The organism is Mesorhizobium sp. LNJC391B00, assembly GCF_000502535.1.
Taxonomy (GTDB): Bacteria; Pseudomonadota; Alphaproteobacteria; order Rhizobiales; family Rhizobiaceae; genus Mesorhizobium.
Genome location: NZ_AYWI01000008.1, coordinates 241,261 through 267,101 on the forward strand (window position 1 = coordinate 241,261; position 25,841 = coordinate 267,101).

Annotated in this window: 22 protein-coding genes; 12 read left to right on the plus strand and 10 right to left on the minus strand. The window is 63.5% G+C overall.

What is annotated here, in order from left to right:
- The first annotated feature begins 5 nt into the window (after positions 1 to 5).
- The 4 genes from X750_RS144355 (at position 6) to ugpC (ending at position 4,358) form a co-directional block, all read left to right on the plus strand.
- Positions 6 to 1,283, plus strand: coding sequence for a sugar ABC transporter substrate-binding protein (locus X750_RS144355; RefSeq protein ID WP_023685297.1), 1,278 nt, complete (start codon positions 6 to 8; stop codon positions 1,281 to 1,283).
- Between the two features lie 232 nt (positions 1,284 to 1,515).
- Positions 1,516 to 2,439 (plus strand): sugar ABC transporter permease, encoded by a 924-nt coding sequence (locus X750_RS144350; protein ID WP_023748105.1) that lies wholly within the window; start codon positions 1,516 to 1,518, stop codon positions 2,437 to 2,439.
- Complete coding sequence (locus X750_RS144345) at positions 2,439 to 3,287, plus strand: carbohydrate ABC transporter permease (RefSeq protein WP_023668128.1); 849 nt, start codon at positions 2,439 to 2,441, stop codon at positions 3,285 to 3,287. Before X750_RS144350 ends, X750_RS144345 begins: the two co-directional genes overlap by 1 nt.
- Positions 3,288 to 3,290: 3 nt before the next feature.
- A complete protein-coding gene (gene ugpC / locus X750_RS144340) occupies positions 3,291 to 4,358 on the plus strand; it encodes a sn-glycerol-3-phosphate ABC transporter ATP-binding protein UgpC (protein ID WP_023741781.1) in 1,068 nt (355 codons plus the stop codon).
- 2 nt (positions 4,359 to 4,360) lie between these two features.
- Here ugpC and X750_RS144335 read toward each other — a convergent pair whose 3' ends face one another.
- Positions 4,361 to 5,236, minus strand: a complete 876-nt coding sequence (locus X750_RS144335) for an AraC family transcriptional regulator (RefSeq protein WP_023687910.1) — start codon at positions 5,234 to 5,236, stop codon at positions 4,361 to 4,363.
- A 214-nt stretch (positions 5,237 to 5,450) separates the two neighbouring features.
- Between X750_RS144335 and X750_RS144325 the strand changes: the two genes are divergently transcribed.
- From X750_RS144325 to X750_RS144300, 6 genes are all read left to right on the plus strand, one after another.
- Positions 5,451 to 6,917 (plus strand): alpha-glucosidase/alpha-galactosidase, encoded by a 1,467-nt coding sequence (locus X750_RS144325; RefSeq protein ID WP_023687911.1) that lies wholly within the window; start codon positions 5,451 to 5,453, stop codon positions 6,915 to 6,917.
- A gap of 145 nt (positions 6,918 to 7,062) precedes the next feature.
- Positions 7,063 to 9,150, plus strand: a complete 2,088-nt coding sequence (locus X750_RS144320) for an ABC transporter substrate-binding protein (protein ID WP_023704661.1) — start codon at positions 7,063 to 7,065, stop codon at positions 9,148 to 9,150.
- A 99-nt stretch (positions 9,151 to 9,249) separates the two neighbouring features.
- A complete protein-coding gene (locus tag X750_RS144315) occupies positions 9,250 to 10,257 on the plus strand; it encodes an ABC transporter permease (RefSeq protein ID WP_023748106.1) in 1,008 nt (335 codons plus the stop codon).
- Complete coding sequence (locus tag X750_RS144310; RefSeq protein WP_023687914.1) at positions 10,258 to 11,394, plus strand: ABC transporter permease; 1,137 nt, start codon at positions 10,258 to 10,260, stop codon at positions 11,392 to 11,394.
- 10 nt (positions 11,395 to 11,404) lie between these two features.
- Entirely contained in the window at positions 11,405 to 13,072 is a 1,668-nt protein-coding gene (locus X750_RS144305) for an ABC transporter ATP-binding protein (RefSeq protein ID WP_023704663.1), read from the plus strand.
- Positions 13,073 to 13,093: 21 nt separating this feature from the next.
- On the plus strand, positions 13,094 to 14,464 hold the full coding sequence (locus tag X750_RS144300; RefSeq protein ID WP_023704664.1) for an alpha-glucosidase/alpha-galactosidase: 1,371 nt from the start codon (positions 13,094 to 13,096) through the stop codon (positions 14,462 to 14,464).
- Between the two features lie 29 nt (positions 14,465 to 14,493).
- Here the strand turns inward: X750_RS144300 and X750_RS144295 are convergent, their stop codons facing one another.
- A complete protein-coding gene (locus X750_RS144295; RefSeq protein ID WP_023704665.1) occupies positions 14,494 to 16,140 on the minus strand; it encodes an acetolactate synthase large subunit in 1,647 nt (548 codons plus the stop codon).
- Between the two features lie 107 nt (positions 16,141 to 16,247).
- Positions 16,248 to 17,156: an AraC family transcriptional regulator gene (locus X750_RS144290; protein ID WP_196813859.1), complete on the minus strand. Its 909-nt coding sequence runs from the start codon at positions 17,154 to 17,156 to the stop codon at positions 16,248 to 16,250.
- A 127-nt stretch (positions 17,157 to 17,283) separates the two neighbouring features.
- Between X750_RS144290 and X750_RS144285 the strand changes: the two genes are divergently transcribed.
- Both X750_RS144285 and msuE read left to right on the plus strand, forming a co-directional pair.
- On the plus strand, positions 17,284 to 17,940 hold the full coding sequence (locus X750_RS144285; RefSeq protein ID WP_023704667.1) for a glutathione S-transferase family protein: 657 nt from the start codon (positions 17,284 to 17,286) through the stop codon (positions 17,938 to 17,940).
- A gap of 132 nt (positions 17,941 to 18,072) precedes the next feature.
- On the plus strand, positions 18,073 to 18,633 hold the full coding sequence (msuE, locus tag X750_RS144280) for an FMN reductase (RefSeq protein WP_023704668.1): 561 nt from the start codon (positions 18,073 to 18,075) through the stop codon (positions 18,631 to 18,633).
- A 160-nt stretch (positions 18,634 to 18,793) separates the two neighbouring features.
- On the opposite strand, the gene X750_RS144275 is transcribed toward msuE, so the two are convergent.
- The 7 genes from X750_RS144275 to X750_RS144245 all read right to left on the minus strand — a co-directional run bounded on the left by X750_RS144275 (position 18,794) and on the right by X750_RS144245 (position 25,824).
- A complete protein-coding gene (locus X750_RS144275; protein WP_023733166.1) occupies positions 18,794 to 19,825 on the minus strand; it encodes a hydroxyacid dehydrogenase in 1,032 nt (343 codons plus the stop codon).
- 253 nt (positions 19,826 to 20,078) lie between these two features.
- Complete coding sequence (locus X750_RS144270) at positions 20,079 to 21,524, minus strand: aldehyde dehydrogenase (protein ID WP_023748107.1); 1,446 nt, start codon at positions 21,522 to 21,524, stop codon at positions 20,079 to 20,081.
- Between the two features lie 89 nt (positions 21,525 to 21,613).
- On the minus strand, positions 21,614 to 22,399 hold the full coding sequence (locus X750_RS144265; RefSeq protein WP_023704671.1) for a coniferyl-alcohol dehydrogenase: 786 nt from the start codon (positions 22,397 to 22,399) through the stop codon (positions 21,614 to 21,616).
- Between the two features lie 2 nt (positions 22,400 to 22,401).
- Positions 22,402 to 23,466 (minus strand): branched-chain amino acid ABC transporter permease, encoded by a 1,065-nt coding sequence (locus tag X750_RS144260; protein WP_023748108.1) that lies wholly within the window; start codon positions 23,464 to 23,466, stop codon positions 22,402 to 22,404.
- A complete protein-coding gene (locus X750_RS144255; protein WP_023748109.1) occupies positions 23,463 to 24,359 on the minus strand; it encodes a branched-chain amino acid ABC transporter permease in 897 nt (298 codons plus the stop codon). Before X750_RS144255 ends, X750_RS144260 begins: the two co-directional genes overlap by 4 nt.
- Positions 24,356 to 25,084: an ABC transporter ATP-binding protein gene (locus X750_RS144250; RefSeq protein WP_023736026.1), complete on the minus strand. Its 729-nt coding sequence runs from the start codon at positions 25,082 to 25,084 to the stop codon at positions 24,356 to 24,358. Before X750_RS144250 ends, X750_RS144255 begins: the two co-directional genes overlap by 4 nt.
- Positions 25,081 to 25,824, minus strand: coding sequence for an ABC transporter ATP-binding protein (locus X750_RS144245; protein WP_031195784.1), 744 nt, complete (start codon positions 25,822 to 25,824; stop codon positions 25,081 to 25,083). The genes X750_RS144250 and X750_RS144245 overlap by 4 nt, the downstream gene beginning before the upstream one ends.
- Positions 25,825 to 25,841 lie beyond the last annotated feature (17 nt).

The following is a 25,841-nucleotide window of genomic DNA, read 5'->3' on the forward strand; positions in this document are numbered from 1 at the left end:
TGAACATGAAACGACTGAGCATCATGCTTGCCACCGCTGCCGGCCTGGCGATGTCCGCCAGCGGCGCATTGGCCGACACCACCCTCAAGCTGGTCGAGGTCATCACCAGCCCGCAGCGCACCGAATTCCTGAAGAAGCAGATCGCCGAGTTCGAGGCCGCCAATGCCGGCGTCAAGGTCGAGGTGGTCTCGCTGCCCTGGGGCCAGGCGTTCGAGAAATTCCTCACCATGGTGCAGGCCGGCGATACGCCCGACATCGTCGAGATGCCGGAGCGCTGGATGGGCCTCTACGCCACCAACGGCCAGCTCGAGGATCTCGGTCCCTACATGGCCAAATGGGATGATGCCAAAACGCTCGGCGACCGCGCCAAGCAGTTCGGCTCGACCGTCAACAACACCCAGTTCATGATCCCGTACGGCTACTATGTGAATGCGCTGTTCTGGAACAAGAAGTTGTTCAAGGAGGCCGGTCTCGACGGCCCGCCGGCGACACTCGACGACTTCATCGCCGACTCCAAGAAGATCTCCGCCATTCCAGGCAAGTACGGCTATTGCCTGCGTGGTGGGCCGGGCGCCTTCAACGGCATGCACATGTTCATGAACATCGCCGCTGGCAAGGGCGGCTACTTCAACGAGGACGGCACCTCGACCATCAACGAGGAGGGCTCGGTCAAGGGCCTGCAGATGCTGGCCGACATGTACAAGGACGGGCTGGCGCCCAAGGATGCGGTGAGCTGGGGCTTTAACGAGACCGTCACCGGCTTCTATTCCGGCACCTGCGCCATGCTCAACCAGGATCCGGATGCGCTGATCGGCATTGCCGACAAGATGAGTGCCGACGATTTTGCCGTGGCGCCGCTGCCTGTGGGGCCAAGCGGCAAATCCTATCCGACGCTGGGCTATGCCGGCTGGGCGATGTTCGCCAATTCGCAGCACAAGGACGATGCCTGGAAGCTGATGGCGACGCTGTTGTCGCCCAAGGACAATCTCGAATGGGCCAAGGAAGTCGGCGTCGTGCCGATCCACAATGGCGCCGACCAGGATGCCCACTTCAAGACCGAGCAGTTCAAAGGCTGGTTCACCGAGCTCAGCGACACTTCCAAATATGAAATGGTGACGCCGCCGACACATCTGGAGAACCTCGGCAATTTCGTCGACCAGGTGGCGATCAAGAATTTCCAGGAAGTGCTGCTCGGCCAGAAGTCGGCCAAGGACGTTGCCGACCAGTGGGCTGCGTTCCTGACCAAGGAACAGCAGGACTGGCTGGCCAAGAACAAGAAGTAGTTCTTCTTCCTTCTCCCCCGTTCACGGGGAGAAGGTGGCCCGAATGCATGTCGCCCAAAAGTGCGTAGCGGTTTTGGGACAACGACATGCACACACAGGCCCGGATGAGGGGCAGCACCAGCACCCCAAGGCTAGCGCTGCCCCTCATCTGCCTGCCGGCATCTTCTCCCCGTGAACGGGGAGAAGGGTGCTGTTGCCGCTGTCGGCACCCACCCATGATTGTTGAGCGCTAATGACTTATGCCGTGTCCGAAATACGATCCGCCGGCCGGCCGCGAAAGAAGCGGCTGACGCATGCGGCAATCGAGCCCTGGCTTTATCTTTCGCCGGCGATCGTTCTGCTGGTCGTGGTGCTGTTGGTGCCGTTGATCATCGGCATCAGCTATTCCTTCCGCAAATTCTCCGCCTTCAAATCCGAATATGTCGGTCTAGGCCAATATCAGGCGATGCTGACCGACCAGGTGCTCGGGCAGGCGCTGGTCAACACGCTGTGGTGGACCGTCGCCAGCCTGTTCTTCCAGTTCTTCCTCGGCCTGGGTCTGGCGTTGCTGCTCGACAAACCGTTTGTCGGGCGCAAGTTCGTGCAGGCGGTGGTGTTCCTGCCCTGGGCGGTGCCATCTTTCCTGTCGGGCCTGACCTGGGCGTGGCTGTTCAATCCGATCATCGGCCCGCTGCCGCATTGGCTCTTCACGCTCGGGCTGAAGGCCGAGCCGACCAATGTGCTGTCCGATCCGGCCACCGCCATGTGGGGGCCGATCATCGCCAACATCTGGTTCGGCATTCCGTTCTTCGCCATCACTCTGCTGGCGGCGCTGAAGTCGATCCCGTCGGAACTGCATGAGGCGGCCGCAATCGACGGCGCTTCGCCCTGGCAGCGCTTCACCAAGGTGACGCTGCCGTTCCTGGCGCCGACCATCGTCATCACCGTCATGCTGCGTACGATCTGGATCGCCACCTTCGCCGATCTGATCTTTGTCATGACCGAGGGCGGGCCGGCAGGCTCGACCAGCACGGTGCCGGTCTACATCTATGTCAGTGCCTTCAAGTCGCTGGACAAGGGCTATGCCTCCGCGGTGGCGGTGCTGCTCTTGATCTTGCTGATCGCCTATGCGATCGCGCTGATCGCCATCCGCCGCTTGCTGGTGAGGCACGTCTGATGATTGCCGGACGCTCCACCTCCTCGCGCATCTTCAGCGGCATCGGCCTCTACGCGGCGATTGCCGCCTACATGATCTTCGCGCTGTTCCCGATCTTCTGGACGCTGAAGATTTCGGTAACGCCGGAGCGGCTGCTCTATTCCGAGGGCATCACGCTGTGGCCGTCGCAGACGACCTTCCGCAACTTCATCACTGTCCTGGAAGCCTCTGACTTCCCCCGCTATTTCCTCAACAGCGTCATCGTCTCGGTGTCGACGGCGGCCCTGGTGACAGTCATCGCCACGCTCGCCGGCTACGCCATGTCGCGCTTCACCTTTCGCGGCAAGGCGACGCTGGCGATCATGCTTTTGCTGACGCAAACCTTCCCGCTGGTGATGGTCATTCCGCCGATCTACCGCGTCATGGGCGAGCTTGGCCTGACCAACAGCCTGGTTGGTCTGATCATCATCTACACCGCCTTCAACACCGCCTTCGCCACCTTTCTGATGCAGTCCTTCTTCGACGGCATTCCGAAGGATCTGGAGGAAGCGGCGATGATCGACGGCTGCACGCGGGCGCAGGCGATGCGCAAGGTGATCGTGCCGCTGACCTTGCCCGGCATGGGCGCCACGCTCGGCTTCGTCTTCACCGCCGCCTGGAGCGAATTGCTGTTCGCGCTGATGCTGATCTCCAGCGACGACCAGAAGACCTTTGCCGTCGGCCTGCTCACCTATATCGGCAAGTTCGCCGTGGACTGGGGGCAGATGATGGCGGCGTCGATCCTGGCGCTTATCCCGGTCTGCATCTTCTTTGCCTTCCTGCAACGCTATCTCGTCACCGGCCTCACCGCCGGCGCGGTCAAAGGATAATCGATGGCTTCCGTAACGCTGCAAAACGTCGAGAAGGACTACGGTTCGCTGCGCATCCTGCATGGCGTCGATCTCGAAATCGCCGATGGCGAGTTCGTCGTGCTCGTCGGTCCCTCCGGCTGCGGCAAGTCGACCCTTTTGCGCATGATTGCCGGGCTGGAAGAGGTGTCGGGCGGCGAGATCCATATCGGCGATCGGCTGGTCAACGATGTCGCGCCGAAGGACCGCGATATTGCCATGGTGTTCCAGTCCTACGCGCTCTATCCGCACATGGATGTGTCGTCGAATATGGGCTTCAGCCTGCTGTTGAAGAAGGCGGAGAAGACGAGGATCGACGGCAGGGTAGGGGCGGCGGCCAAGCGCCTCGGCCTCGACAGTTTCCTCGGACGTCTGCCCAGGCAACTGTCCGGCGGCCAGCGCCAGCGCGTCGCCATGGGCCGCGCCATCGTGCGCGATCCCAAAGTGTTTCTGTTCGACGAGCCGCTCAGCAATCTCGACGCCAAATTGCGCGTGCATATGCGCGCCGAGATCAAGGCGCTGCACCAGCAGCTCAAGACCACATCGGTCTATGTCACCCACGACCAGATCGAAGCCATGACCATGGCCGACCGCATCGTCGTCATGCATGACGGTTACGTCCAGCAGGTCGGCCATCCGCTCGAACTCTACGATCGGCCGATCAACACCTTCGTCGCCGGCTTCATCGGCTCGCCCGGCATGAACTTTTTTCCGGCGACAATCGCCAAGGGCGGCAAGGTGGACGCGGTGCTGGCCGACGGCCAGAAGCTGCGGTTGCCTGATGGCTTGCCGTTGAAGGATGGCGATGTGCTCACCGTCGGGCTACGGCCGGAGCACATCCAGCTTGCCGACGATGGTCCGCTCAAGGCAGAGGTCGAGGTGGTCGAGCCGCTCGGCCTGTCGACGCAGTTCTATGTCCGGCTCGCCAACCAGCTGGTTTGTGTCTTCGTCATGGGACGCAGCACTATCCGGCCTGGCGATAAGGTGCGGCTGTCTGCCGATCCGGCGGCGCTGCATCTGTTCGATCCCGCAAGCGGCAACCGCATCGGGTAATCCTATCGAAGGCTGCCCAGGCTGGCATACATGCCGGTGGTGCGGAACTGCGTCGGGTTGATGCCGTAGAGCCGGCGGAAGACTTTCGAGAAATAGTTGGCGTCCTCGAAGCCGCACAGGATGGCGACCTCCTTGACTGGCAGGAAATCGGCTTTGGTTAGCAGCTTCGCCGCCCGCTGCAGCCGCTGCTGCAGCACGAACTCGGCCGGCGGAACGCCTTCGCTCTCGGCGAAGCAGCGCGAGAAATGGGCGCGGCTGAGGCCGCTGATCTGGACGAGCTCGGCCACGGGCAAGGGCTTGTCGAGATTGGCGTTGATATGATCGATGACCGGCTGCATGACGCTCTGTTTCTCAGTGAAGGCGTGCGAGCCGAAGACATCGTCGTAAAGCGCCATCGCCGCCTCATAGGCGATTGCCGAAGCAGCGCCAGGCGAAGCGCCACCCTTGATCAGGCGCAGGCTGCAATCGGCGAGATGATCGATCGTCTCCGGCTGCAGCCGAAACACCGGGCCGGAGACGCTGAGTATGGATTTGTGGACGCGCAGCGCCTCCTCGCCATTCATCGAGATCCAGAAATATTCCCAGCGGTCGCCCTTCTCCAGCCAGTAGCGATGGTTGTGTGGCACCAGCACCAGCAGCGTGTCGTTGGCCTGCAGGCGGTAGTTGCGGTTCTCGTAGCGCAGCTGGCCGGTGCCGCTGATCGTGTGCTGCAGCACGGTGAACGGTGTCTGGCCGCGCTTGCGCCCATCCCAGTCATAGGTCACGCCCTCGCGTACTTCATAGCCGGTGCTGGTTGGCATGGCATGCAGGCGCTGGCGGCCGCGCGGCAGCGAGATGGTGCGCATCAACTGTCCGTTGGCGATCAGATCATGCAGCACAAAATTACCCTCGAAAGCATAATCGTTCTCTGGCCGCGCCCTGGAATAACGGCATAATCCAAATCCTGAGAACGCGAAAGACCCGCGGTCGAGGAGCGGGCGGGGAGGAGAACGAGCCGGAATTCCGGCTCGAATGGCATGCGCGCCGAGGCGAGCCGCCATTCCCTTTCCTGTTGCTCCTTACCCGGCATTTCGAATGCATCGAGGTGAGGTGATGAGTTTCAAAATCGCTATTATCGGCGCCGGCAGCGTCGGCTTCACCAAGAAGCTGTTCACCGATATTTTGTGCGTCCCGGAATTCAGCGACATCGAATTCGCGCTGACCGATCTCAGCGAACACAATCTGCAAATGATCAAGGCGATCCTCGACCGCATCGTCGAGGCCAACAAGCTGCCGACCAGGGTGACGGCGACGACCGACCGCCGCAAGGCGCTGGAAGGCGCGCGCTACGTCATCAGCTGCGTCCGGGTGGGCGGGCTCGAAGCCTATGCCGACGATATCCGCATTCCCTTGAAATACGGCATCGACCAGTGCGTCGGTGACACGATTTGCGCCGGGGGCATCCTCTACGGCCAGCGCAACATCCCGGTCATCCTCGACTTCTGCAAGGATATATTGGAGGTCGCCGAGCCAGGCGCCAAATTCCTCAACTATGCCAACCCGATGGCGATGAACACCTGGGCGGCGATCGAATATGGCAAGGTCGATACGGTCGGCCTCTGCCACGGTGTCCAGCACGGCGCCGAACAGATCGCCGAAGTGCTCGGCGCCAAGTCGCACAGCGAACTCGATTATGTCTGCTCCGGTATCAACCACCAGACCTGGTTCATCGATTTGCGGCTCAACGGCCGCAAGATCGGCAAGGACGAACTGGTGGCTGCCTTCGAGGCGCATCCGGTCTATTCGCAGCAGGAAAAGCTGCGCATCGACGTGCTGAAGCGCTTCGGCGTCTACTCCACCGAAAGCAACGGTCATCTCTCCGAATATCTGCCCTGGTATCGCAAGCGGCCGGACGAAATCACCCGCTGGATCGACATGTCCGATTGGATCCATGGCGAGACCGGCGGCTATCTTCGCTACTCCACGGAAACCCGCAACTGGTTCGAGACGGAATATCCGCAATTCCTCGAAGCGGCGTCGAAGCCGCTCGACGTATCGAAGCGCTCGAACGAGCATGCCAGCCATATTCTCGAAGCGCTGGAGACGAACCGCGTCTATCGCGGCCACTTCAACGTCAAGAACACCGGCATCATCACCAATCTGCCGCAGGACGCGATCATCGAATCGCCCGGTTTCGTCGATCGCTTCGGCATCAACATGGCGTCAGGCATCACGCTGCCGGAAGCCTGCGCGGCCACCTGCATGGCTTCGATCAACGTTCAGCGCATGTCGGTGCATGCGGCTGTTACGGGCGACATTGACCTGCTCAAGCTCGCGGTGCTGCACGATCCGCTGGTGGGTGCGGTGTCGACGCCGGAAGAGGTCTGGCAGATGGTCGACGAGATGGTCGTCGCCCAGGCGCGTTGGCTGCCGCAATACGCCGATGCCGTGCCGGCCGCCAAGGAGCGGCTTTCGAAATCGATGGTGAAAACCCGCGACTGGGCGGGTGCGGCGCGGCGCAAAGTGCGCTCGATCGAGGAACTGCGCGCCGAAAAAACGGCCCTGAAACAGGCCGGCTGAGAATGCTGGCAGGCGGACAGCGGGAGGCCGGTTCGCCAATCAGCCGTCATGAATAGATGCGGCAGCAGCAGACGTCGAAACATCTGGGAGGAACACAATGAGGAACTTTCGTGGAATTGGCATTCTCGCCGGTCGAAGAATTGGCATTCTCGCCGGGCGAAGAATTGGCATTCTCGCCGGGCTGGCGCTGAGCGTCTCGGCATCGGCGCTTGGCAGTGCATACGCGTCCGAGCCGACCACGCCGCCGGCGCCGGCGGCGTTTCCCGCCGAGGGCAAGATCAAATACGTCGCCCGCGATTCCATCCTGGAGTTCAAGGCGCTGCCCGAATATCACGAGCCCGAGTGGGTCACCGAGAAATACGTCAAGACTGGCAAGCTGCCGCCGGTCAAGGATCGCCTGCCGAAGGAGCCGCTGGTGTTCAAGACCGGCAACATGCCGGACGGCATCGGCGTTTATGGCGACACCATGCGCCACGTCATTGGCGGCCGGCCGGAAGGCTGGAATTATGGCGCCGGGCAGACCCAAGGATGGGGCGGCATCGACATCGGCCTTTCGGAATGCCTGACGCGCACCGCGCCTTTGTTCCAGGTCGAGGCCAAGGACACCGAGCCGCTGCCCAACCTCGCCAGGAGCTGGGACTGGTCGAAGGATGGCCACACGCTGACCATGCACCTGGTCGAAGGCGCCAAATGGTCTGACGGCGTTGCCTTCAATGCCGACGATGTCATGTTCTACTGGGACGATGAGGTCGTCGACCCCAATGTCTCGCCGTTGAACGGCGCCACAGCGGAAACCTTCGGTGTCGGCACGACGCTGAAGAAGGTCGACGACTACACCGTCGAGTGGACCTTCAAGGACGCCTTCCCCAAACAGTATCTCTACGCCATGGCCTATGGCACCTTCTGCCCCGGCCCGGCGCATGTCCTCAAGCCGCAGCATCCGAAGTACTCGAAGAATACCTACGAGCAGTTCAAGAACGCGTTCCCGCCGGAATATATGAACATTCCGGTGATGGGCGCCTGGGTGCCGGTGGAATATAGGCCCGACGACATCATCGTCTTGCGTCGCAATCCCTACTACTGGAAGGTCGACGAGAAGGGCAACCAGCTGCCCTATCTCAACGAACTGCACTACAAGCTGTCGACCTGGGCCGACCGCGACGTGCAGGCGGTGGCAGGGGCCGCCGACTTCTCCAACCTCGAGCAGCCGGAGAATTTCGTCGCTTCGCTGAAGCGAGCGGCGGACAAGGACGCGCCGGCCCGGCTCGCCTTTGGCCCGCGCCTGATCGGCTACAATCTGCGCATGAACTTTTCCGCCAATGGCTGGGGCAATCCCGACGAACGCGGCCAGGCGATCCGCGAGCTCAACCGCAATGAGGACTTCCGCAAGGGCATCACCATGGCGCTCGACCGCAAGGCGCTCGGCGACTCGCTGGTCAAGGGGCCGTTCACCGCCATCTACCCCGGTGGCTTTTCCTCGGGCACCAGCTTCTATGACCGCAACTCGACCGTCTACTATCCCTTCGACATCGAGGGCGCCAAGGCGGAACTGGCCAAGGCTGGTCTCAAGGATACGGATGGCGACGGCTTCGTGAACTTCCCGGCCGGGACCGCCGGCGGCAAGAATGTCGAGATCGTGATGCTGGTCAACAATGACTACGGCACCGACAAGAGCCTCGCCGAAGGCGTCGTCGGCCAGATGGAAAAGCTTGGCATCAGGGTCGTGCTCAACGGCCTCAACGGCACCCAGCGTGATGCCTCGCAATATTCCGGCCGCTTCGACTGGCTGATCAGGCGCAACGAGCAGGAGCTGACTTCCGTCGTGCAGAATACCGTGCAACTCGCGCCCGTCGGACCCAAGACCAGCTGGGATCACCGCGCGCCCGAAAGCGGCGTGGTCGACCTGATGCCGTTCGAAAAGGAGCTTGTCGACATCGTCAACAAGTTCGTCTCCTCGTCAGACAATGACGAGCGCGCCAGCCTGATGAAGACGTTCCAGAAGATCTCGACGGAGCATGTCTACAATATTGGACTGACCGAATATCCCGGCGCCCTGATCATCAACAAGCGCTTCTCCAACATCCCGCAGGGAACGCCGATCTTCATGTTCAACTGGGCCGAGGATTCGATCGTGCGCGAACGCGTCTTCGTCGCCGCCGACAAGCAGCAGAAATACGAACTCTTTCCCGACCAGCTTCCCGGCAAGCCCGGCGACAAGGGTCCGACGAACTGAGTTTCCTCCCCTGGCTGACGCCCGGCCGCGCTGCGCGCGCGGCCGGGACGGAGTAAGGTCAGCGGCAACAGATTAGATCCAAGGAGGAGAAACGGTCCGATGCTGCGATTCCTGGCCATGCGCATAGCATCGGCGGTGCCGGTCATGGTCATCCTGAGCCTGGTCACCTTTGCCATCATCCAGGCGCCGCCGGGCGACTATGCCGACTATATCCGTTCGCAGCTCATCAACCAGGGCGGGGCGTCTTTTGCCGAAGCCGACGCGCAGGCGCAGGCCTATCGGGTCGAGCACGGCCTCGATAAACCGCTGCCCGTCCAGTACCTGAACTGGGTCGCCGGCATCATCACCCGCGGCGATTTCGGCTACAGCCTCTATTACAACAAGCCGGTCGCCGCAGTGGTCGGCGAGCGGCTGCCGCGCACGCTGCTGCTGGCATTGGTCTGCCCTCTGCTGGCGTCGGTGCTCGGCATCACCTTCGGCATCTGGGCGGCGACCAGGCAATACACATGGATCGACTCGGTGCTGTCGGCCATCTCCTTCCTCGGCATGACGGTGCCGCGCTTCCTGATGGCGCTGATCATCGTCTATCTCCTGGTCTTCCAGTTCAACGTGTCGGAGATCGGCAGCTTCTTCTCGCCGCAATATGGCGGCGCGCCGTGGTCGTGGGCGAAATTCGCCGACCTCGTCAAGCATGTCTGGCCGGTGGTGGCGATCGCCACCTTCGGCGGGCTCGCCTACAATATGCGCGTCATGCGCGGCAATCTGCTCGATACGCTGAACGCGCAATATGTCGAGACGGCCAAGGCCAAGGGCCTGACCGGCAGCGCCGTCGTCATGCGCCATGCCGTGCCCAACGCACTGCACCCGCTCATCATGTATCAGGGCGTGGTGCTGCCCTACATGCTGACCGGCGAGATCGAGACGGCGATCATCTTTGCGCTGCCGACGGTCGGGCCCGCCATCGTCGGCTCGATGGCGGTCGGCGACGTTTATGTCACGGCGACCTTCATGATGGTGCTGTCGGCAACGCTGATCGTCGGCAACATCATCGCCGACATGCTGCTCGCGCTGCTCGATCCGCGCGTACGCCAGTTCAGGGAGAGCTAGATGCTGGCGCGTGACCCATCCCCGCCGCCGCCCCCGGCTGAAGCAACCGCGATTGCGACCCCACGCGGCAATGAGAGCTATATGGCGCTGGTCTGGCGCCGGCTGAGGCGCTCCTGGACCGGCATGGCCGGGCTGATCCTTGTCGTGCTTCTGGTGCTGATGGCGCTGTTTGCCGATTTCTTCGCGCCGATGGACCCCAAGGTGACCGATGTCGCTTTCGCCCCGCCGCAAGTGATGAGTTTTCACGACAGAGACGGGAATTTCGTGCTCCAGCCGCGGGTCTATGCGCTGGCGGATTCTGCAGACCTCGACCCGGTCACCTTCCAGCCGGTCGTCGGGCCGGATTACGAGCATCCGCGCCTGCTCGGCTTCTTCGTCAAGGGCGCCGACTACCGGCTGCTTGGCCTGATCCCCGCCAACCGGCATTTCTTCGCTTCGGCCGACGGCCAGCCGGTGCATTTTCTCGGCACCGACAAATTCGGCCGCGATGTGTTGTCGCGCGCCATCCAGGGCTCGCGCGTCTCGCTGATGATCGCGCTGACGGTGGTGTTCATCATCACCGTCATCGGCACCACAGTCGGCATGGTCTCGGGCTATTTCGGCGGCCGCTTCGACGTCTGGATGCAGCGCTTTGTCGAGCTGGTGCTCGCCTTCCCGCAATTGCCGCTCTATCTTGCGCTGACGACGCTGATCCCGGTGACCGCGCCGACCAACGTCTTCCTCGCCTTCGTCATCATCGTCATGTCGGCGCTGGGCTGGGCGCAGATGTCGCGCGAGGTGCGCGGCAAGACGCTGGCGCTGGCGCGGATCGACTATGTGCGAGCTGCCATGGCGGTTGGCGCCACCGACATGCGTATCATCATGCAGCACATTTTCCCCAATGTGATGAGCCACGTCATCGTCGCCGTGACGATCGCGATCCCGACGGTGGTACTGCTCGAAGCCTTTCTCGGCTTCCTCGGCTTCGCCGTGAAACCGCCGCTGATCTCATGGGGGCTGATGCTGCAGGACACGGCTACCTATTCGGTCATCGGCACCTATCCGTGGATCCTGTCGCCGGTCGGCTTCGTGCTGATCACCGTCTTTGCCTTCAACGCGCTGGGCGACGGCCTGCGCGATGCCGTCGATCCCTATTGAGGTGGCCGGGATGACCGTAGCGCTCGCAGCCACCTTCGCACCAGCCGTCCGGCTCGACCATGCCGGCCGCCACGACCAACCCATCATCGATGCCCGCAACATCGAGGTCGCCTTCAAGGTCGAGCACGGCGTCGTCGACGCGGTGAAGGATGTCTCGTTCCAGCTCTATCGCGGGGAGACGATCGCCATCGTCGGCGAGTCCGGTTCCGGCAAGTCGGTGACGGCGCGCGCCGTCATGGGGCTCTTGTCAAAGCGGGCCACCGTGTCGCCGAAATCCACCATCGACTATTGCGGGCAGGACATACTGAAATTCCCCGAGAGCGCCCGGCGCAAGTTGCGCGGCAATCGCATCTCGATGATCTTCCAGGAGCCGATGAGCTCGCTCAACCCGATCTATACGGTCGGCAGTCAGATCGTCGAGGCGATCAGAGTGCATCGAAAGGTCAGCCGCAAGCAAGCCTGGGCGCGGGCGCTCGAGCTTTTGCGGCATGTCCAGATCCCCGAGCCGGAAGCGCGCATCAAGCAGTATCCGCACCAGATGTCGGGCGGGCAGCGCCAGCGCGTGATGATCGCCATGGCGCTCGCCAACGACCCCGATGTGCTGATCGCCGACGAGCCGACGACAGCGCTCGACGTCACGGTCCAGGCGCAGATCCTCAATTTGATCCGCAATCTGCAAAAAGAACTCAGGATGGCGGTCATCCTGATCACCCACGACCTCACCGTGGTGCGGAAATTCTCGGACTATGTCTATGTCATGCAGCATGGCGAGATGTGCGAGCACAACGTTACCGAGCGGCTGTTCGCCGACCCGCAGCATGCCTATACCAAGCGGCTGCTCGCTTCAGAGCCGCACGGCAAGCCGCAGCCGCTGCCGGAAAACAGCGGCACCATCCTCGAGGCCCGCAATATGCGCGTCTGCTTCATGCTGCGCCATGGCAGCTTCCTGAAGCCGGACTGGCGCGAGCTGGTCGCCGTCGACGATCTCGGCCTGAAGCTTTGCCGCCACGAGACACTGGGGCTGGTCGGCGAATCCGGCTCCGGCAAGACCACGTTCGGTCTCGCCTTGCTCAAGCTCACCGAGGCCAAGCGCGGCGAGGTCAGCTTCGACGGCCAGCCGATCCACGGCCTGTCGCGCGCCGGGATGCGGCCGCTGCGCTCGCGCATGCAGGTCGTTTTTCAGGATCCGTTCTCGTCGCTTAACCCGCGTATGACGATCGGCCAGATCATCGAGGAAGGGCTGGTCGTCAACAGGATCGGCGCGACACGGCGCGAGAGGGTCGGTCGGGTGCGCGACGCCCTGGTCAGCGCCGGCATGCCCGGCGATATCCTGTCGCGGTTCCCGCACGAATTTTCCGGCGGCCAGCGGCAACGCATCGCCATTGCCCGAGCCATCGCGCTGGAGCCCGAATTCATCCTGCTCGACGAACCGACATCGGCGCTCGACCTTTCGGTGCAGGCGCAGATCATCGACCTGTTGCGCAAGCTGCAGGACGAACGCGGCCTTAGCTATCTCTTCATTTCGCACGACCTCAAGGTCGTGCGCGCGCTCTGCCACCGTGTCATCGTCATGCAGAACGGCAAGATCGTCGAACAGGGGACTGTCGACGAGGTCCTCACCCATCCCAAGACCGCCTACACCGAACGGCTCGTCAGGGCCGCCTTCGACGTGGCGTAGCAAAGTGCCGGAGGTTTAATAGTGGCAAGACATCCCAGGATCACCTTCATTGGCGCGGGTTCGACCGTGTTCATGAAGAACATTGTCGGCGACGTGCTGCAGCGCCCATCGCTGTCAGGCGCGACGATCGCGCTGATGGACATCAATCCGCAGCGGCTGGAAGAGAGCGCCATCGTCGTCAACAAGCTGATCGCGACGCTGGGCGTGAAGGCGAAGGCCGAGACCTATTCCGACCAGCGCAAGGCGCTCGCCGGTGCCGACTTCGTGGTCGTCGCCTTCCAGATCGGCGGCTTTGAGCCCTGCACCGTCACCGATTTCGAGGTGCCGAAGAAATACGGCCTGCGCCAGACCATTGCCGACACGCTCGGCGTCGGCGGCATCATGCGCGGCCTCCGGACCGTGCCGCATCTGTGGAAGATCTGCGAGGACATGCTGGCCGTCTGCCCCGACGCGATCATGCTGCAATACGTCAACCCGATGGCGATCAACACCTGGGCGATCTCAGAGAAATACCCTGAGATCAAACAGGTAGGCCTCTGCCACTCGGTGCAGGGCACGGCGATGGAACTGGCGCACGATCTCGACATTCCCTACGACGAGATACGCTACCGCTCGGCCGGCATCAACCACATGGCCTTCTACCTGAAGTTCGAGCACCGGCAGCCGGATGGCTCTTACCGCAACCTCTATCCGGACCTGGTCCGCGCCTATCGCGAAGGCAGGGCGCCGAAGCCGGGCTGGAACCCGCGCTGCCCCAACAAGGTGCGCTACGAGATGCTCACGCGGCTCGGCTATTTCGTCACCGAAAGCTCCGAGCATTTCGCCGAATACACGCCCTATTTCATCAAGGAAGGCCGCCCCGACCTGATCGACAAGTTCGGCATTCCGCTCGACGAATATCCCAAGCGCTGCATCGAACAGATCGAGCGCTGGAAGGGCCAGGCCGAGGCCTATCGCTCGGCCGACCGCATCGAGGTCGAGCAATCGAAGGAATACGCGTCCTCGATCATGAACTCGGTGTGGACCGGGGAGCCTTCGGTGATCTACGGCAATGTCCGCAACAATGGCTGCATCACCTCGCTGCCGGACAATTGCGCCGCCGAGGTGCCGTGCCTGGTCGACGGCTCCGGCATCCAGCCGACCTATATTGGCGAGCTGCCGCCGCAACTCACCGCGTTGATACGCACCAACATCAATGTGCAGGAATTGACGGTGCAGGCGCTGATGACCGAAAACCGCGAGCACATCTACCACGCGGCGATGATGGATCCGCATACGGCCGCCGAACTCGATCTCGACCAGATCTGGGCGCTGGTCGATGAGTTGCTGGCGACACATGGCGACTGGCTGCCGGCCTGGGCGCGTGGGAGCGCCAAGGTCCGGGCCGCCTGAGCGCTGCTGCGGCGGTATCTACTCCACCGTCAGGCCTCCGGTGGCGCCGGCAACCGGTGGCGCAGTTCCTCGACCAGCACGCGCTCGTTCTCCGAATAGTCGATCGGAACGACGACGAGATGGACGCCACCGCCGGCGAAAGCCTGTTCAAGCGTCGATTGTATTTCTGAGACGGCGCCGACCCTGGTTCCCTTGGCGCCATAGGCCTCGGCATATCTGACGAAATCGGGATTGCCGAAGGTCATGCCGAAATCGGGGAACTGGTCGACCGCCTGCTTCCAGCGGATCATGCCGAAAGCATTGTCCTCGATGATCAGCACGACGAGGTTAAGTTTCAGCCTGACGGCGGTTTCCAGTTCCTGGCTGTTCATCATGAAGCCGCCATCGCCGCAGATCGCCATGACGCGGCGTGCGGGATAGAGCATCGCGGCCGTCATCGCCGACGGCAGGCCGGCGCCCATCGTGGCCAGGGCGTTGTCGAGCAGCAAAGTGTTGGCGACGCGCGTGCGGTAATTGCGCGCGAACCAGATCTTGTACATGCCGTTGTCGAGCGCCAGGATGCCGTCGGCCGGCATCACCGCGCGCACGTCATGCACCAGACGCTGCGGCGTGAAACGGTCTTCGGTGGCGCGGGCGGCAATGCGGCTCAAAATCCCTTCGCGCAGCGGCAGTAGCGCCTGCGCGTTGGGGATCTTGCCCTCGATCCGGTCGGCAAGCAGCCTGAGCGAAGCGCCGATGTCGCCGACCACTTCGGTCTGCGGGAAATAGACCTGCTCGACATTGGCCGGCTGGTAGCCGACATGGATCACCTTCGGTCCCTTGTCGCCCATAATGAAGGGCGGCTTCTCGATCGTGTCGTGGCCGATAGTGATGATGAGGTCGGCCTGTTCGATGGCCTCATGCACATAGTCGCGCTCGGAGAGCGCGGCGGTGCCCATGTAGAGTTCGGTGCCGCCGGGCACCGTGCCCTTGCCCATCTGCGTGGTGAAATAGGGGATGCCGGTCCTGATCACGAACTGGGCGAGGTCGGAGGTCGAGCGCGGCCGCGATGCGGCGGCGCCCAGCATCGCCAGCGGACGTTTCGCCTTGATGATCATCTCAGCGGCACGGTCGAGCGCCAGCGGGCTGGCCAGCGGAAGCTCGACCGGATGCGGCGGGATCAGCGCGACATCGTCGCACTCCTCGGCCGCGATGTCTTCGGGCAGTTCCAGATGCACCGGCCCCGGACGCTCCTCCTCGGCAATCCGAAACGCTTCGCGCACCACGGCGGGAATGGTCTTCGCCGAGATGATCTGGCGTGACAGCTTGGTCAGCGGCTTCATCGCGGCGACGATGTCGACGATCTGGAAGCGGGCCTGGCGCGACGACCGGATGCCCTTCTGCCCGGTGATCATGATCATCGGCATGGCGCCGAGCAGCGCATAGGCGGCACCCGTCGTCAGGTTCAGGGCGCCGGGTCCCAGCGTGGTGATGCACACACCTGGCTTGCCGGTGAGCCTGCCATGGGTGGCGGCCATGAACGCCGCCGCCTGCTCATGACGGGTGAGGATGAGCTGGATCGAGGATTTGCGGATGGATTCGACGACGTCCAGGTTTTCTTCGCCGGGAATGCCGAAGATGCGATCGACGCCCTCATTCTCGAGGGCGGCAACAAGCAGGTCAGAACCTTTGGGCACGAAGCATCTCCTGGGCAAAGCGGCGGCGAACCGCGTCGGGATATGATCAGACATAGTGCTGGCAAAGCCCTAGCGCGAGGCGCGGCCGCCGCCAATATCGCTCTGCCTTACAGATCCTTCCGTTTCCTGAATTGGCCGGGCGAGACGCCGGCGTGGCGCCTGAAGGCGGTGGAGAAGGCGGCTTCCGAGCTGTAGCCGACCGCCTCGGCGACTTGGCCCAGGCTCTTGCCCTCGTGCAGCAGCCGGCTAGCCTGCCGCATGCGGCAGCCGAAGAGATAGGCCATGGGCGCTTCGCCGACGAGATCGCGAAAGCGGGCGGCAAAGGTTGCCCTGGAGAGCCCGACCGCGCGTGCCAGGGTCTCGATCGTCCAGCCGTGGCCATAGGCTTCATGCAGGGTCGCGAGCGCTCTGGCGATCGCGGGGTCCTGCAATCCCCTCAGCCAACCTGGATTGTCCATGCTTTCCAGACCGGAGCGCAAGGCGCGCGTGACGATGGCCCCAGACAGGCGAGCCATTACTACGTCGCTGCCGGGACCTTCGTCGGTCGCTTCCACCAGCAAGGCCTCGACATAGCCACGCAGCCATTTGGGCAGACGGCCATTCGATCCCCGGATGTGAACGATGCGCGGCAGGCCGGCAAGTGCCGGATGGTCGGCGTCGCGAAAGGCGAAGGCGCCGCACAGGATGACGGTCTTTTCGCCTTCGCCGCCGCTGCGAATACGCCCGGCTGCGGTTTGGGTCGCCAGTTCGGCGGCGGGGACGTTCGCGCTTTTGAGCGCGCCGGGCGACCGCAGCACATGCGGATCGGCGCGCGGTGCAATGATCAGGTCGCCGGCATCGAGAGGCTCGACATCTTCCTCACCGAACACCGCCTCGCATCGCCCCTTGATGACGACGTGAATGCCGCGAAGTCCAGCCTGGCTGAACGAGATCGCCCAGGGCGCGGCCAGTTCGAGGCGCCGGTACCCGGCGGCTGCGAAGTGCAATTCGCGCATGAGGGTAGCCAGGAGATCCACGCTTCGCTCCAGAAACAGACGATCGATAAATCAATCCAGACGCTGTCGAATAGCGCGCCGGCCTTACTGGACCTAGCTATGCCCCGACAGGCCGCTTGTCGGCGATAACGAAACTCAGGAGTTATTCATGCCGCCAATCGAGCTTTTTGTCGCGCAGCTTTGTCCCTATGCGCACCGTGTCAGGCTCGCCCTTGCCGAGAAAGGCCTGCAGGCGACGGAAATCGAAATCGATCTGCGCAACAAGCCGGCGTGGTTCCTGAAACTCACGCCGACGGGAAAGGTGCCGCTGCTGCGCCATCAGGGGCAATATGTCAGGGAGTCGGCGATCATCTGCGAATATCTCGATGATGCATTCCCCGAACGGCCGATTTTCCCCAGGGATGCTCATGCCCGCGCTGAGGCGCGCATCTGGATCAGCTTCGCCGACACGCAGCTTTACGCCAGGACGGCAACCATGATGCACAGTTCCGACGCTATGGTTCATGAGCGGATCAAGGCCCAGCTTGCCGACGATCTGCGCTTTGTGGAACAGCATGCCTTCGCCCTGCGAGGGGCGGACGAACGGTTTTTGCTGGGCTCGGAATTCAGCGCCGCCGACATCGCCTTCTATCCCTGGTTCGAACAGCTGTGCGTGCTTGAGAAATATCTGGGCTTCGTCATGCCGACCGAATGCGAGCGCCTGCTGCGGTGGCAGGAAACGGTTGCCGCCAGGGAGGCGGTGCGGACCTGCGCAAGGTCGCCCGGCTTCTACCTGGAATCCTATGGCCCGCTTCTCGCGGCCTGAGACGAGCGGGCAACGGAAAAAAATTCCTCACTATGGTGCTGCAAGGTCAGTCATTTGCTTCTTGCGGCAGGCGCAAGCCTGTAAACATGCGGTATGAAGCGGGCCTGCCCGCCGCGCAAGAGGTGCCAGAATATGCCCAATCCAACCGTCGTCGGGTTTTCCGGCAATTTCACCCGGCCGTCCAAGACGCGCGGCTTCGTCGACCAGGTCGTCAGGGACATTGCGCGCCAGCATGGATTGTCGGCGAGTACCTACGACATCGAAGACCTCGGCCCCTCACTTGGCGCTGCCAAATGGGCGCGCGATCTCGACGGTCAGGCGCGGGCAATCTTCGACAGCGTCGTCAATGCCGATGTGCTGGTGGTGGGGTCGCCGACCTACAAGGGCAGCTACACCGGCCTGTTCAAGCACTTCTTCGATCTGTTCGATCCCGCTTCCTTGCGCGGCAAGCCGATGGTGCTGCTTGCCACCGGCGGCAACGATCGCCACGCGTTGATCGTCGAGCACCAGCTGCGGCCGTTGTTCGGCTTCTTCGAGGCGCTGACGCTGCCGACAGGGGTCTATGCCACGGACAAGGACTTTTCCGACGGCGTGCTGCGGGCCGAACCCATCCTGAAGCGCGTCGAGCAGGTTGTCGGCGAGGTCGGGCTGGTGCTGGCCAATCGCGCAGCTGCCGGCGTCGCGGCCGGATAGCACGCAGATTTTTACGTCATCCGCAAATCAATACCCCGCCGGCCAGGCCTGGCGGGGTATCGCCGTGCAAAGGTTCCCGCGCTTGCGGTCATCCTGAGCGACGATGACAACGCGGCTTGGCCAACTCCGAAATCCATTTCAGACGGATTTATCGCGATAACTAGTTCCTGTCCGCCGGCTTCGAACGCATCCTTGACACGGTCTCGCGCTCGGCGCGCTTGGAGCGCAGCGGCGGCAGGCCGCGGTCGATCAGGTCCATGTCTTCCAGAACCATGTCGCCCATGCGCTTGAAGGCGATGTCGAGCGCGCCGGCGCGGTGGGCGGAGCGCAGGAAGCCGGGGATCGCACGGACCGGATGGTCCGCCGCCAGCGGCTCTTCGGGGAAGACATCGCTGGCGGCAAGGATGTGACCACTCTTCACCGCCGCCATCAAGGCCGGAAAATCGACGACGCCGGCGCGGCTGAGCAGGATGAAGGCGGCGCCCTTGCGCATGCTGGCAAAAGCATCGGTGCCGAGAAAACCCTGGTTCTCCGAGGTCACCGAAGCGACGACGAAGACGAAGTCACTGGTCGACAGCACCTCGTCGAGCGAGGCCGGTTCGACGCCATTGTCGATCAGGATCGATGGCGGCAGCCAGGGATCGAAGACCTTGGTGCGGGTACGAAAGCCCGACAGCAGCCGGTTCAGCGCACGGCCCAGATCGCCGAAGCCGATGATGCCGACATCGGCGCCGGACAGAAGCCGCGCCGTCAAATTGCCATCGCCGCCCCACAGCTCCTCGCCTTTGCGGAAAGCGAGGTCGGCATCGACAATATTTCGGGCAAGGTTGAGCGCCATGGCGAGGCCAAGCTCGGCCACCGGCTCGGCGAAGACGAGGCCGGTGGTGACGACATGGATGCCGCGCGCAAACAGCGTCTCATAGGGCATGTTGTTGATGAGGTTGGTCTCGACATTGAAGACGCAACGCAGCGCCTGCATCTGGTCCAAAGTCTCGGGCGAGATCGGCGGCTGGCCGATAATATAGCGGGCTTCGGCCAGCACGTCGGCGGGCAAGTTCGCCACGCCCTCGGCCGTCGTCTCGACGACGCGGTAATGCGCCTTGAGGCGCGCCAGCTGCGGTGGGGTGAAGATCAGGTCGAGCGTGCGTGGTTCCGGCGCGCTGATGACCAGCGGCAAGGCCTTGTTTGGCATGACGATTCCTCCCCGGCGCGATCCGCATCGCGTATTTTGCTTTGCACTTGTGGTAGTCCCAAAACCACTTGCCGCTTTCCGGCGGCATGTGCTTGAGGGGTAAAATACCCACCATCAAACGATTTACAACTCCGGGAGGGGCCGCCGATCGCGCGGCTCGAGCCTTGCCGGGTTTTGATGCGGGAATCCGTTGGCTCGCCAGGCAACGGCCCTGAGGGCTCCTTTCCTTCTCCCCCTGTGGGAGAAGGTGCAGTCAAAACGGATAGTGCTGCCCCGGATCCTCGATGGTTAGCCAGCGCAGGTCGGTGAACTCGGCGATCGAGGCCTTGCCGCCGAAGCGGCCGTAGCCTGAACCCTTGACGCCGCCGAACGGCATTTGCGCCTCATCGCCGACGGTCGGGCCGTTGATGTGGCAGATACCGGCTTCGATGCGCGCGGCGACCGCCATGGCACGGCGGATGTCGCGGCTGAACACGGCTGAAGACAGGCCGTATTCGGTATCGTTGGCGACACGTACCGCTTCGTCCTCGCCCTTGACGCGGATCACCGGCTTGACCGGGCCGAAGGATTCTTCCGAATAGACGCGCATCGCCGGCGTCACGTGGTCGAGCAATGTCGCCTCGACCACGGTTCCGGTGCGCTTGCCGCCGGCCACAAGCCTGGCGCCCTTGGCGACGGCGTCGGCAACCAGTTCTTCCATCTTGTCGGCGGCTTGGTCGCTGATCAGCGAACCGAGCACGACATGGCCGCGCGGGTCGCCGGCAGGCAGATGCGCGGCGCGGGCGGCGAGCTTGGCGACGAATTCGTCGGCGACCTTTTCATCGACGACCAGACGCTCGGTCGACATGCAGATCTGGCCCTGATGCATGTAGGCGCCGAAGGTCGCGGCATTGACCGCGGCGTCGATGTCGGCATCGTCGAGCACGACCAGCGGCGCCTTGCCGCCGAGTTCGAGCAGCGCCGGCTTCAAGTGACGGCCGGCGAGTTCGGCAATGATCCTGCCGACCTTGGTCGAGCCGGTGAAGTTGACACGCCTGACTGCAGGGTGCGCGACCAGTGCCTCGACGATTGTCGCTGCGTCCTTGGGATCATTGGTGACGACATTGATGACGCCCTTGGGCAGGCCGGCCTCGACCAGCACCTGGCCGATCAGCCGGTGTGTGCCTGGGCACATTTCGGAGGCTTTCAGCACAACCGTGTTGCCGCAGGCGATCGGCATGGCGATGGCACGGGTTCCGAGGATGACCGGTGCATTCCACGGCGCGATGCCGAGGCAGACGCCGGCCGGCTGGCGGATCGCCATGGCCAGCGTGCCGGGCTTGTCGGAGGGAATGACCTCGCCCGAAATCTGCGTCGTCATGGCGGCTGCCTCGCGCAGCATTTTGGCGGCGAGCATGACGTTGAAGCCGGCCCAGGGGCCGGTCGCGCCGGTTTCTTCCATCATCAATTTGGTGAATTCGCCGACCTTGGAGTCCATGACATCGGCCGCCTTGGACAGCAAAGCGCGGCGCTCGCCCGGACCGGTCTTCGACCACGTCTTGAAAGCGGCAGCAGCGGCTTCGACCGCGGCATTGGCGTCGGCGATGCTGGCTGCGGCAGCGCGGGTCGCCAGCTTGCCGGTGAACGGGTCCATGCGCTCGTAAGAGGCTGAGCCGGAGGCATCCCTTTTATCGCCGTCGATCAGAAGTCCGATGTCCATTGTTCTCTCCCTCGCTCGCCGTGGAGCGTCTTTTCTATATTGACCACGATCTTATCCGAACATCGGCTCCCACTTTTCGGGATGATGGTCTAGAAGCCGAGCACCTCGGCATTGATCGATGCTTCAAGCCCACCGTCAACCGGCACATTGGCGCCGTTGACCCAGCGTGCGCCGTCCGAGCACAGGAACAGCACGACAGGCGCGATGTCGCCCGATGTGCCGGCGCGGCCGACACGGGCGATGTCGCTATCGACGCGGGCGTCGCCCAGCACATTGCGGAACTGTTTGAGGATCGGCGTCTCGACCGGGCCGGGGCTCACTGCATTGACGCGGATGCCGCGGCTCCTGAACAGGTCCTGATGCGCGGCGCTCTGCGTCCACAACAGCAGCAGCTCCTTGGAAACGGAATAGCCTTCCTCGTTCTTCACCTGATGGTCGGCGACCACCTCCGCCACATCGGGAAAGCCTTCGATGCCGACCATCGATGCCGCGCGGTTGAGATTGGCGCGCCAGCCATAGCCGGCGATCGAGGCGACGTTGACCACGGCGCCGCCTTCACGAAGTCTGGGTGCGAGGCCTTCCGAGAGCGCGCGCAGGCCGTAGAAGTTGACGGCCAGTGTCGACACCGCACCGGTGTTGCCGGGGAGGCCGGCGACATTGCAGAGCGCATCGATGCGCTGCGGCAGGCGCCCGAGGAGATCGTCGACGCCGGCCTTGGATGAGATGTCAGCCTTGACGAAACTGCCGGCCGATGCTGCCGGTTCACGCACGTCGACGCCGATCACGTCAGCGCCCAGTTGGCCGGCAAGTTCGGCCGTGCGAGCGCCGATACCAGAGGCGACACCGGTGATGAGGATGGTCTTGCCGAACAGCATGGTCACGCCTTTTCACTGTGTGTTGCGGTCTGTTGCGGCGAAGGCGTGGCGTCGCTATCGCCGGCGTTTGCCGGCAGCCTGACGCGATAGCCGACCGGTAGCAGGCGCAGGCCAAAGCGCTCCTCCAGCGTTCCCCACAGGCCGCGCGGCAGGAAGAGCGAGAACAGCACCGCCGTGGCGCCGAGACCGATCAGATACCAGACGCCGGTGCCGCCGAACCAGGTCTCGATGAGGAAGAACAGCAGCGCACCCAGAATGGCGCCCTCGAAGGTGCCGATGCCGCCGACCAGGACCATGAAGATCATGTAGGCGGTCCACTGGACGTTGAAGTAGGTTTTCGGCTGGAAGGTGATCGACGTGGCCAACCACAGCGCGCCGGCCATGCCGATGCCGAAGGCGGCGAGCACGAAGAGCAGCCGCTTGGTTCCGGTGACGCGCACGCCGACCGATGCCGCGGCCTCCTCATTGTCCCTGATGGCGCGGATGGCCGCACCCGTGCTGCCACGCAGCAGGCTAAACAGGGTGGCGAGCAGCGCCGTCATCGCGGCCATCGCCAGCCAGTAGATCGTCGCCCGCCTGACGCCGGCGTCATAGACGTTGAGCGAGATCAGCGACGTCCCGGTCTCGCCTTGCACCAGCCGGTCGAGATTGACCAGGAGATGGGTGAGCGCCGCGATCACCCACATGCCGATGGCGAACTCGCCGTTCTTCAGCTTCAGCATGAACAGCGACATTGGCCAGGAGATCGCGCCGACGATGATCGCCGAGACAAACAGAGAAGCGAACGGGTTGAGGCCTGCATCGGCCAGGCGGATAGTGAAATAGGCGCCGAGGCCGAAGAACACTTGCTGTCCCACCGAAACCAGCCCGCCGAAGCCGGCCAGCGCATTCCACATCGCCGCCAGCATCACATAGATGAACAAGGCGGTCATGCGGTCGACGGCGCCGGCCGACAGGAAATGCGGCGCAACAGCGAGCAGCGCGATGATGACGACAACCGCAATCGCCGAGATGCGCGAGGCGGGTGTGCCGCGCTCGATGACGGGGGCGTTTAAAACCGCGCTCATGATGCTTTCCTCGCGGGCAGGCGCAGCAGGCCGCGCAGGCCGAGGCCGGAGGTGGAGAGCCGGGTGAACAGCACGATCAGGAAGGCGACATGGCCGCCGATCAGAAAACCTTGCGGATGGATCTGCGCGCCGAGCGTCTGGGCGAGCGCCAGCACGATGCCGCCGACCAGCGTGCCCCACAGCGAACCGGCGCCGCCGATCACCGCCGCCTCGAAAGCGAACAGCAATTGCGGCGCGCCGGTGTAGGGATCGAAGGTGGCGCGCATGGCGAGGAAGGCGCCGGCTAGCCCAACGGTGACCATGGCGATGGCGGCGGCGAGGGCATTGGCACGGCACGCATCGACGCCGACGAGACCGGCCGTGTCGGGATCTTCCGACGTGGCGCGGATCGAGCGGCCAAGCCTGGTGTTGGTGAGGAACAGCTGCAGTCCGCCAAGCAAGATGACGGCGGCGGCGAACATGATCACGGCAAGCTTGCCGACATAGATGCTGCCCGGCCATTCCCAGGAATCGTAGGAGAGGCTGCCGATATAGGGCGCCAGCGAACGTGTGTCGGCGCCGAACTGCTCGAACAGCGCATTGTCGATGACGATGGCGAGGCCGAACGTGGTCAGGATCGGCAGGAGCGCGCCGCCGCGGGCGCTGCGCTCGAGCAGGAAGCGCTGCAGCGCCCAGCCGATGGCCGCCATCAGCGGCAGCACGATGAGCAGGCCGACGAAGGGCGAGATATGGAATTGCGAGGCGAGCCACCACAGCGCATAGGCGGAAAACACGGCCAGGCTTCCATGTGCGAGGTTGATGATGCGCATCACCGAAAACATGAAGGAGAGGCCGCAGGCGATCAGCGCGTAGTAGCCGCCGAGCAGGATGCCCTGGACGATCTGGTTGCTCATGCCGGCACACTCCCGGCGCTTTTTCTGTGCAGACCGAAATAGGCTTTCGTCACTTCATCGCGGGACATGCCCTTGCTCGGGCCTTCCAGCGCGACGCGTCCTTCGAGCATGCAGATGACCTTGTCCGAGACCGAGAGCGCGCGATTGAGGTCCTGTTCGACCAGGATTATCGTCGTGCCGGAGCTGATCAGGCCTTGCAGCGAAGCGTATACGCGATCGACCACCAGCGGCGACAGGCCGAGCGAGACCTCGTCGAGCAGCAGCAGTTCGGGATTGCTCATCAAAGCGCGGCCGATGGCGGTGGCCTGCTGCTCGCCACCGGAGAGATGCCCGGTCTTGGCATGGCGGCGCGGCTTCAGATTGGGGAACGTGTCGAGCACTCGTTCCACGCTCCAGTCGCCGGGACGGCCGGCGGTCTTGCCAAGCAGGAGGTTCTCCTCGACCGTCATCTGCACGAACAGTTTTCGCCCTTCCGGCACCAGCGCGACGCCCATGCCGACGCGCTTGTGCGAGGGAACGCCGGTGATATCGGCACGATTCAGCAGCACGCGGCCGGCCGTCGGCTGGTGCGCGCCGGCGATCGCCCGCAGCAGGGTCGTCTTGCCGGCGCCGTTGGCGCCGACCAGCGCCAGCGTTTCGCCGCGCTCGATCGAGAAGTTCACGCCGCGCACCGCCTGCAACAGGCCGTGGCGGACGACCAGATTCTCGATTGCGAGCAGGCTCATTTCGGGCCTCCGCCGAGATAGGCCCGCACGACTTCGGGGTCGGCCATCACCGCTTGCGGCTCGCCGTCGGCGATGATCTTGCCGGCGTCCATGCAGATCAGCCGCTCGGCCACCTGCAGCAGGATGTGGACGATGTGCTCGATCCAGACGATGCCGATCTTGCGGCGGCGCAATTCCTTGATGGTATCGACAAGTTCGCTCGCCTCGCCATCGGTCAGTCCGCCGCCGATCTCGTCGAGCAGAAGCAGCGTAGGCCTTGCCGCGAGCGCGCGGGCAAGTTCCAGCCGCTTGCGGTCGAGCAGGCCGAGCGTTTCGGCGCGCCGGTTGGCCACGCCCATCATGCCGCACAGTTTCAGCGACTCCAGCGCCTCTTCATAGGCCTCGTCGCGGGCGAGACCGGCGCCATGCGACGCGGCAACAAAAACGTTCTCGAACGTGGTCATGCCGCTGAACGGCTTGGGCACCTGGTGCGTGCGCACCAGGCCGAGACGACAGCGCGCTGTAGCCGGCATCGCGGTCACATCGCCACCCTTGAAGGCGACCGTGCCGGCGCTCGGCGGGAAGGCGCCTGATAAGATGCTGAGCAGCGTCGTCTTGCCGGCGCCGTTCGGACCGACGATGCCGACGGCCTCATCGGCATTCATGGCGAAGTCGACATCGTCGAGCACCACCAGCGCGCCGAAGCGTTTCTGGATGCCGGCAGCGCGGAGGATCGCGGCGTTTGCTGAACCGTTCACGATGCGATCCCCGTAACCGA

Excerpts from the sequence above, each read along its gene's own strand:
- X750_RS144355 (WP_023685297.1), top strand. The coding sequence starts at position 6 with ATGAAACGACTGAGCATCATGCTTGCCACCGCTGCCGGCCTGGCGATG.
- X750_RS144350 (WP_023748105.1), top strand. The coding sequence starts at position 1,516 with ATGACTTATGCCGTGTCCGAAATACGATCCGCCGGCCGGCCGCGAAAG.
- X750_RS144345 (WP_023668128.1), top strand. The coding sequence starts at position 2,439 with ATGATTGCCGGACGCTCCACCTCCTCGCGCATCTTCAGCGGCATCGGC.
- ugpC (WP_023741781.1), top strand. The coding sequence starts at position 3,291 with ATGGCTTCCGTAACGCTGCAAAACGTCGAGAAGGACTACGGTTCGCTG.
- X750_RS144325 (WP_023687911.1), top strand. The coding sequence starts at position 5,451 with ATGAGTTTCAAAATCGCTATTATCGGCGCCGGCAGCGTCGGCTTCACC.
- X750_RS144315 (WP_023748106.1), top strand. The coding sequence starts at position 9,250 with ATGCTGCGATTCCTGGCCATGCGCATAGCATCGGCGGTGCCGGTCATG.
- X750_RS144310 (WP_023687914.1), top strand. The coding sequence starts at position 10,258 with ATGCTGGCGCGTGACCCATCCCCGCCGCCGCCCCCGGCTGAAGCAACC.
- X750_RS144305 (WP_023704663.1), top strand. The coding sequence starts at position 11,405 with ATGACCGTAGCGCTCGCAGCCACCTTCGCACCAGCCGTCCGGCTCGAC.
- X750_RS144285 (WP_023704667.1), top strand. The coding sequence starts at position 17,284 with ATGCCGCCAATCGAGCTTTTTGTCGCGCAGCTTTGTCCCTATGCGCAC.
- msuE (WP_023704668.1), top strand. The coding sequence starts at position 18,073 with ATGCCCAATCCAACCGTCGTCGGGTTTTCCGGCAATTTCACCCGGCCG.
- X750_RS144275 (WP_023733166.1), bottom strand. The coding sequence starts at position 19,825 with ATGCCAAACAAGGCCTTGCCGCTGGTCATCAGCGCGCCGGAACCACGC.
- X750_RS144270 (WP_023748107.1), bottom strand. The coding sequence starts at position 21,524 with ATGGACATCGGACTTCTGATCGACGGCGATAAAAGGGATGCCTCCGGC.
- X750_RS144265 (WP_023704671.1), bottom strand. The coding sequence starts at position 22,399 with ATGCTGTTCGGCAAGACCATCCTCATCACCGGTGTCGCCTCTGGTATC.
- X750_RS144260 (WP_023748108.1), bottom strand. The coding sequence starts at position 23,466 with ATGAGCGCGGTTTTAAACGCCCCCGTCATCGAGCGCGGCACACCCGCC.
- X750_RS144255 (WP_023748109.1), bottom strand. The coding sequence starts at position 24,359 with ATGAGCAACCAGATCGTCCAGGGCATCCTGCTCGGCGGCTACTACGCG.
- X750_RS144250 (WP_023736026.1), bottom strand. The coding sequence starts at position 25,084 with ATGAGCCTGCTCGCAATCGAGAATCTGGTCGTCCGCCACGGCCTGTTG.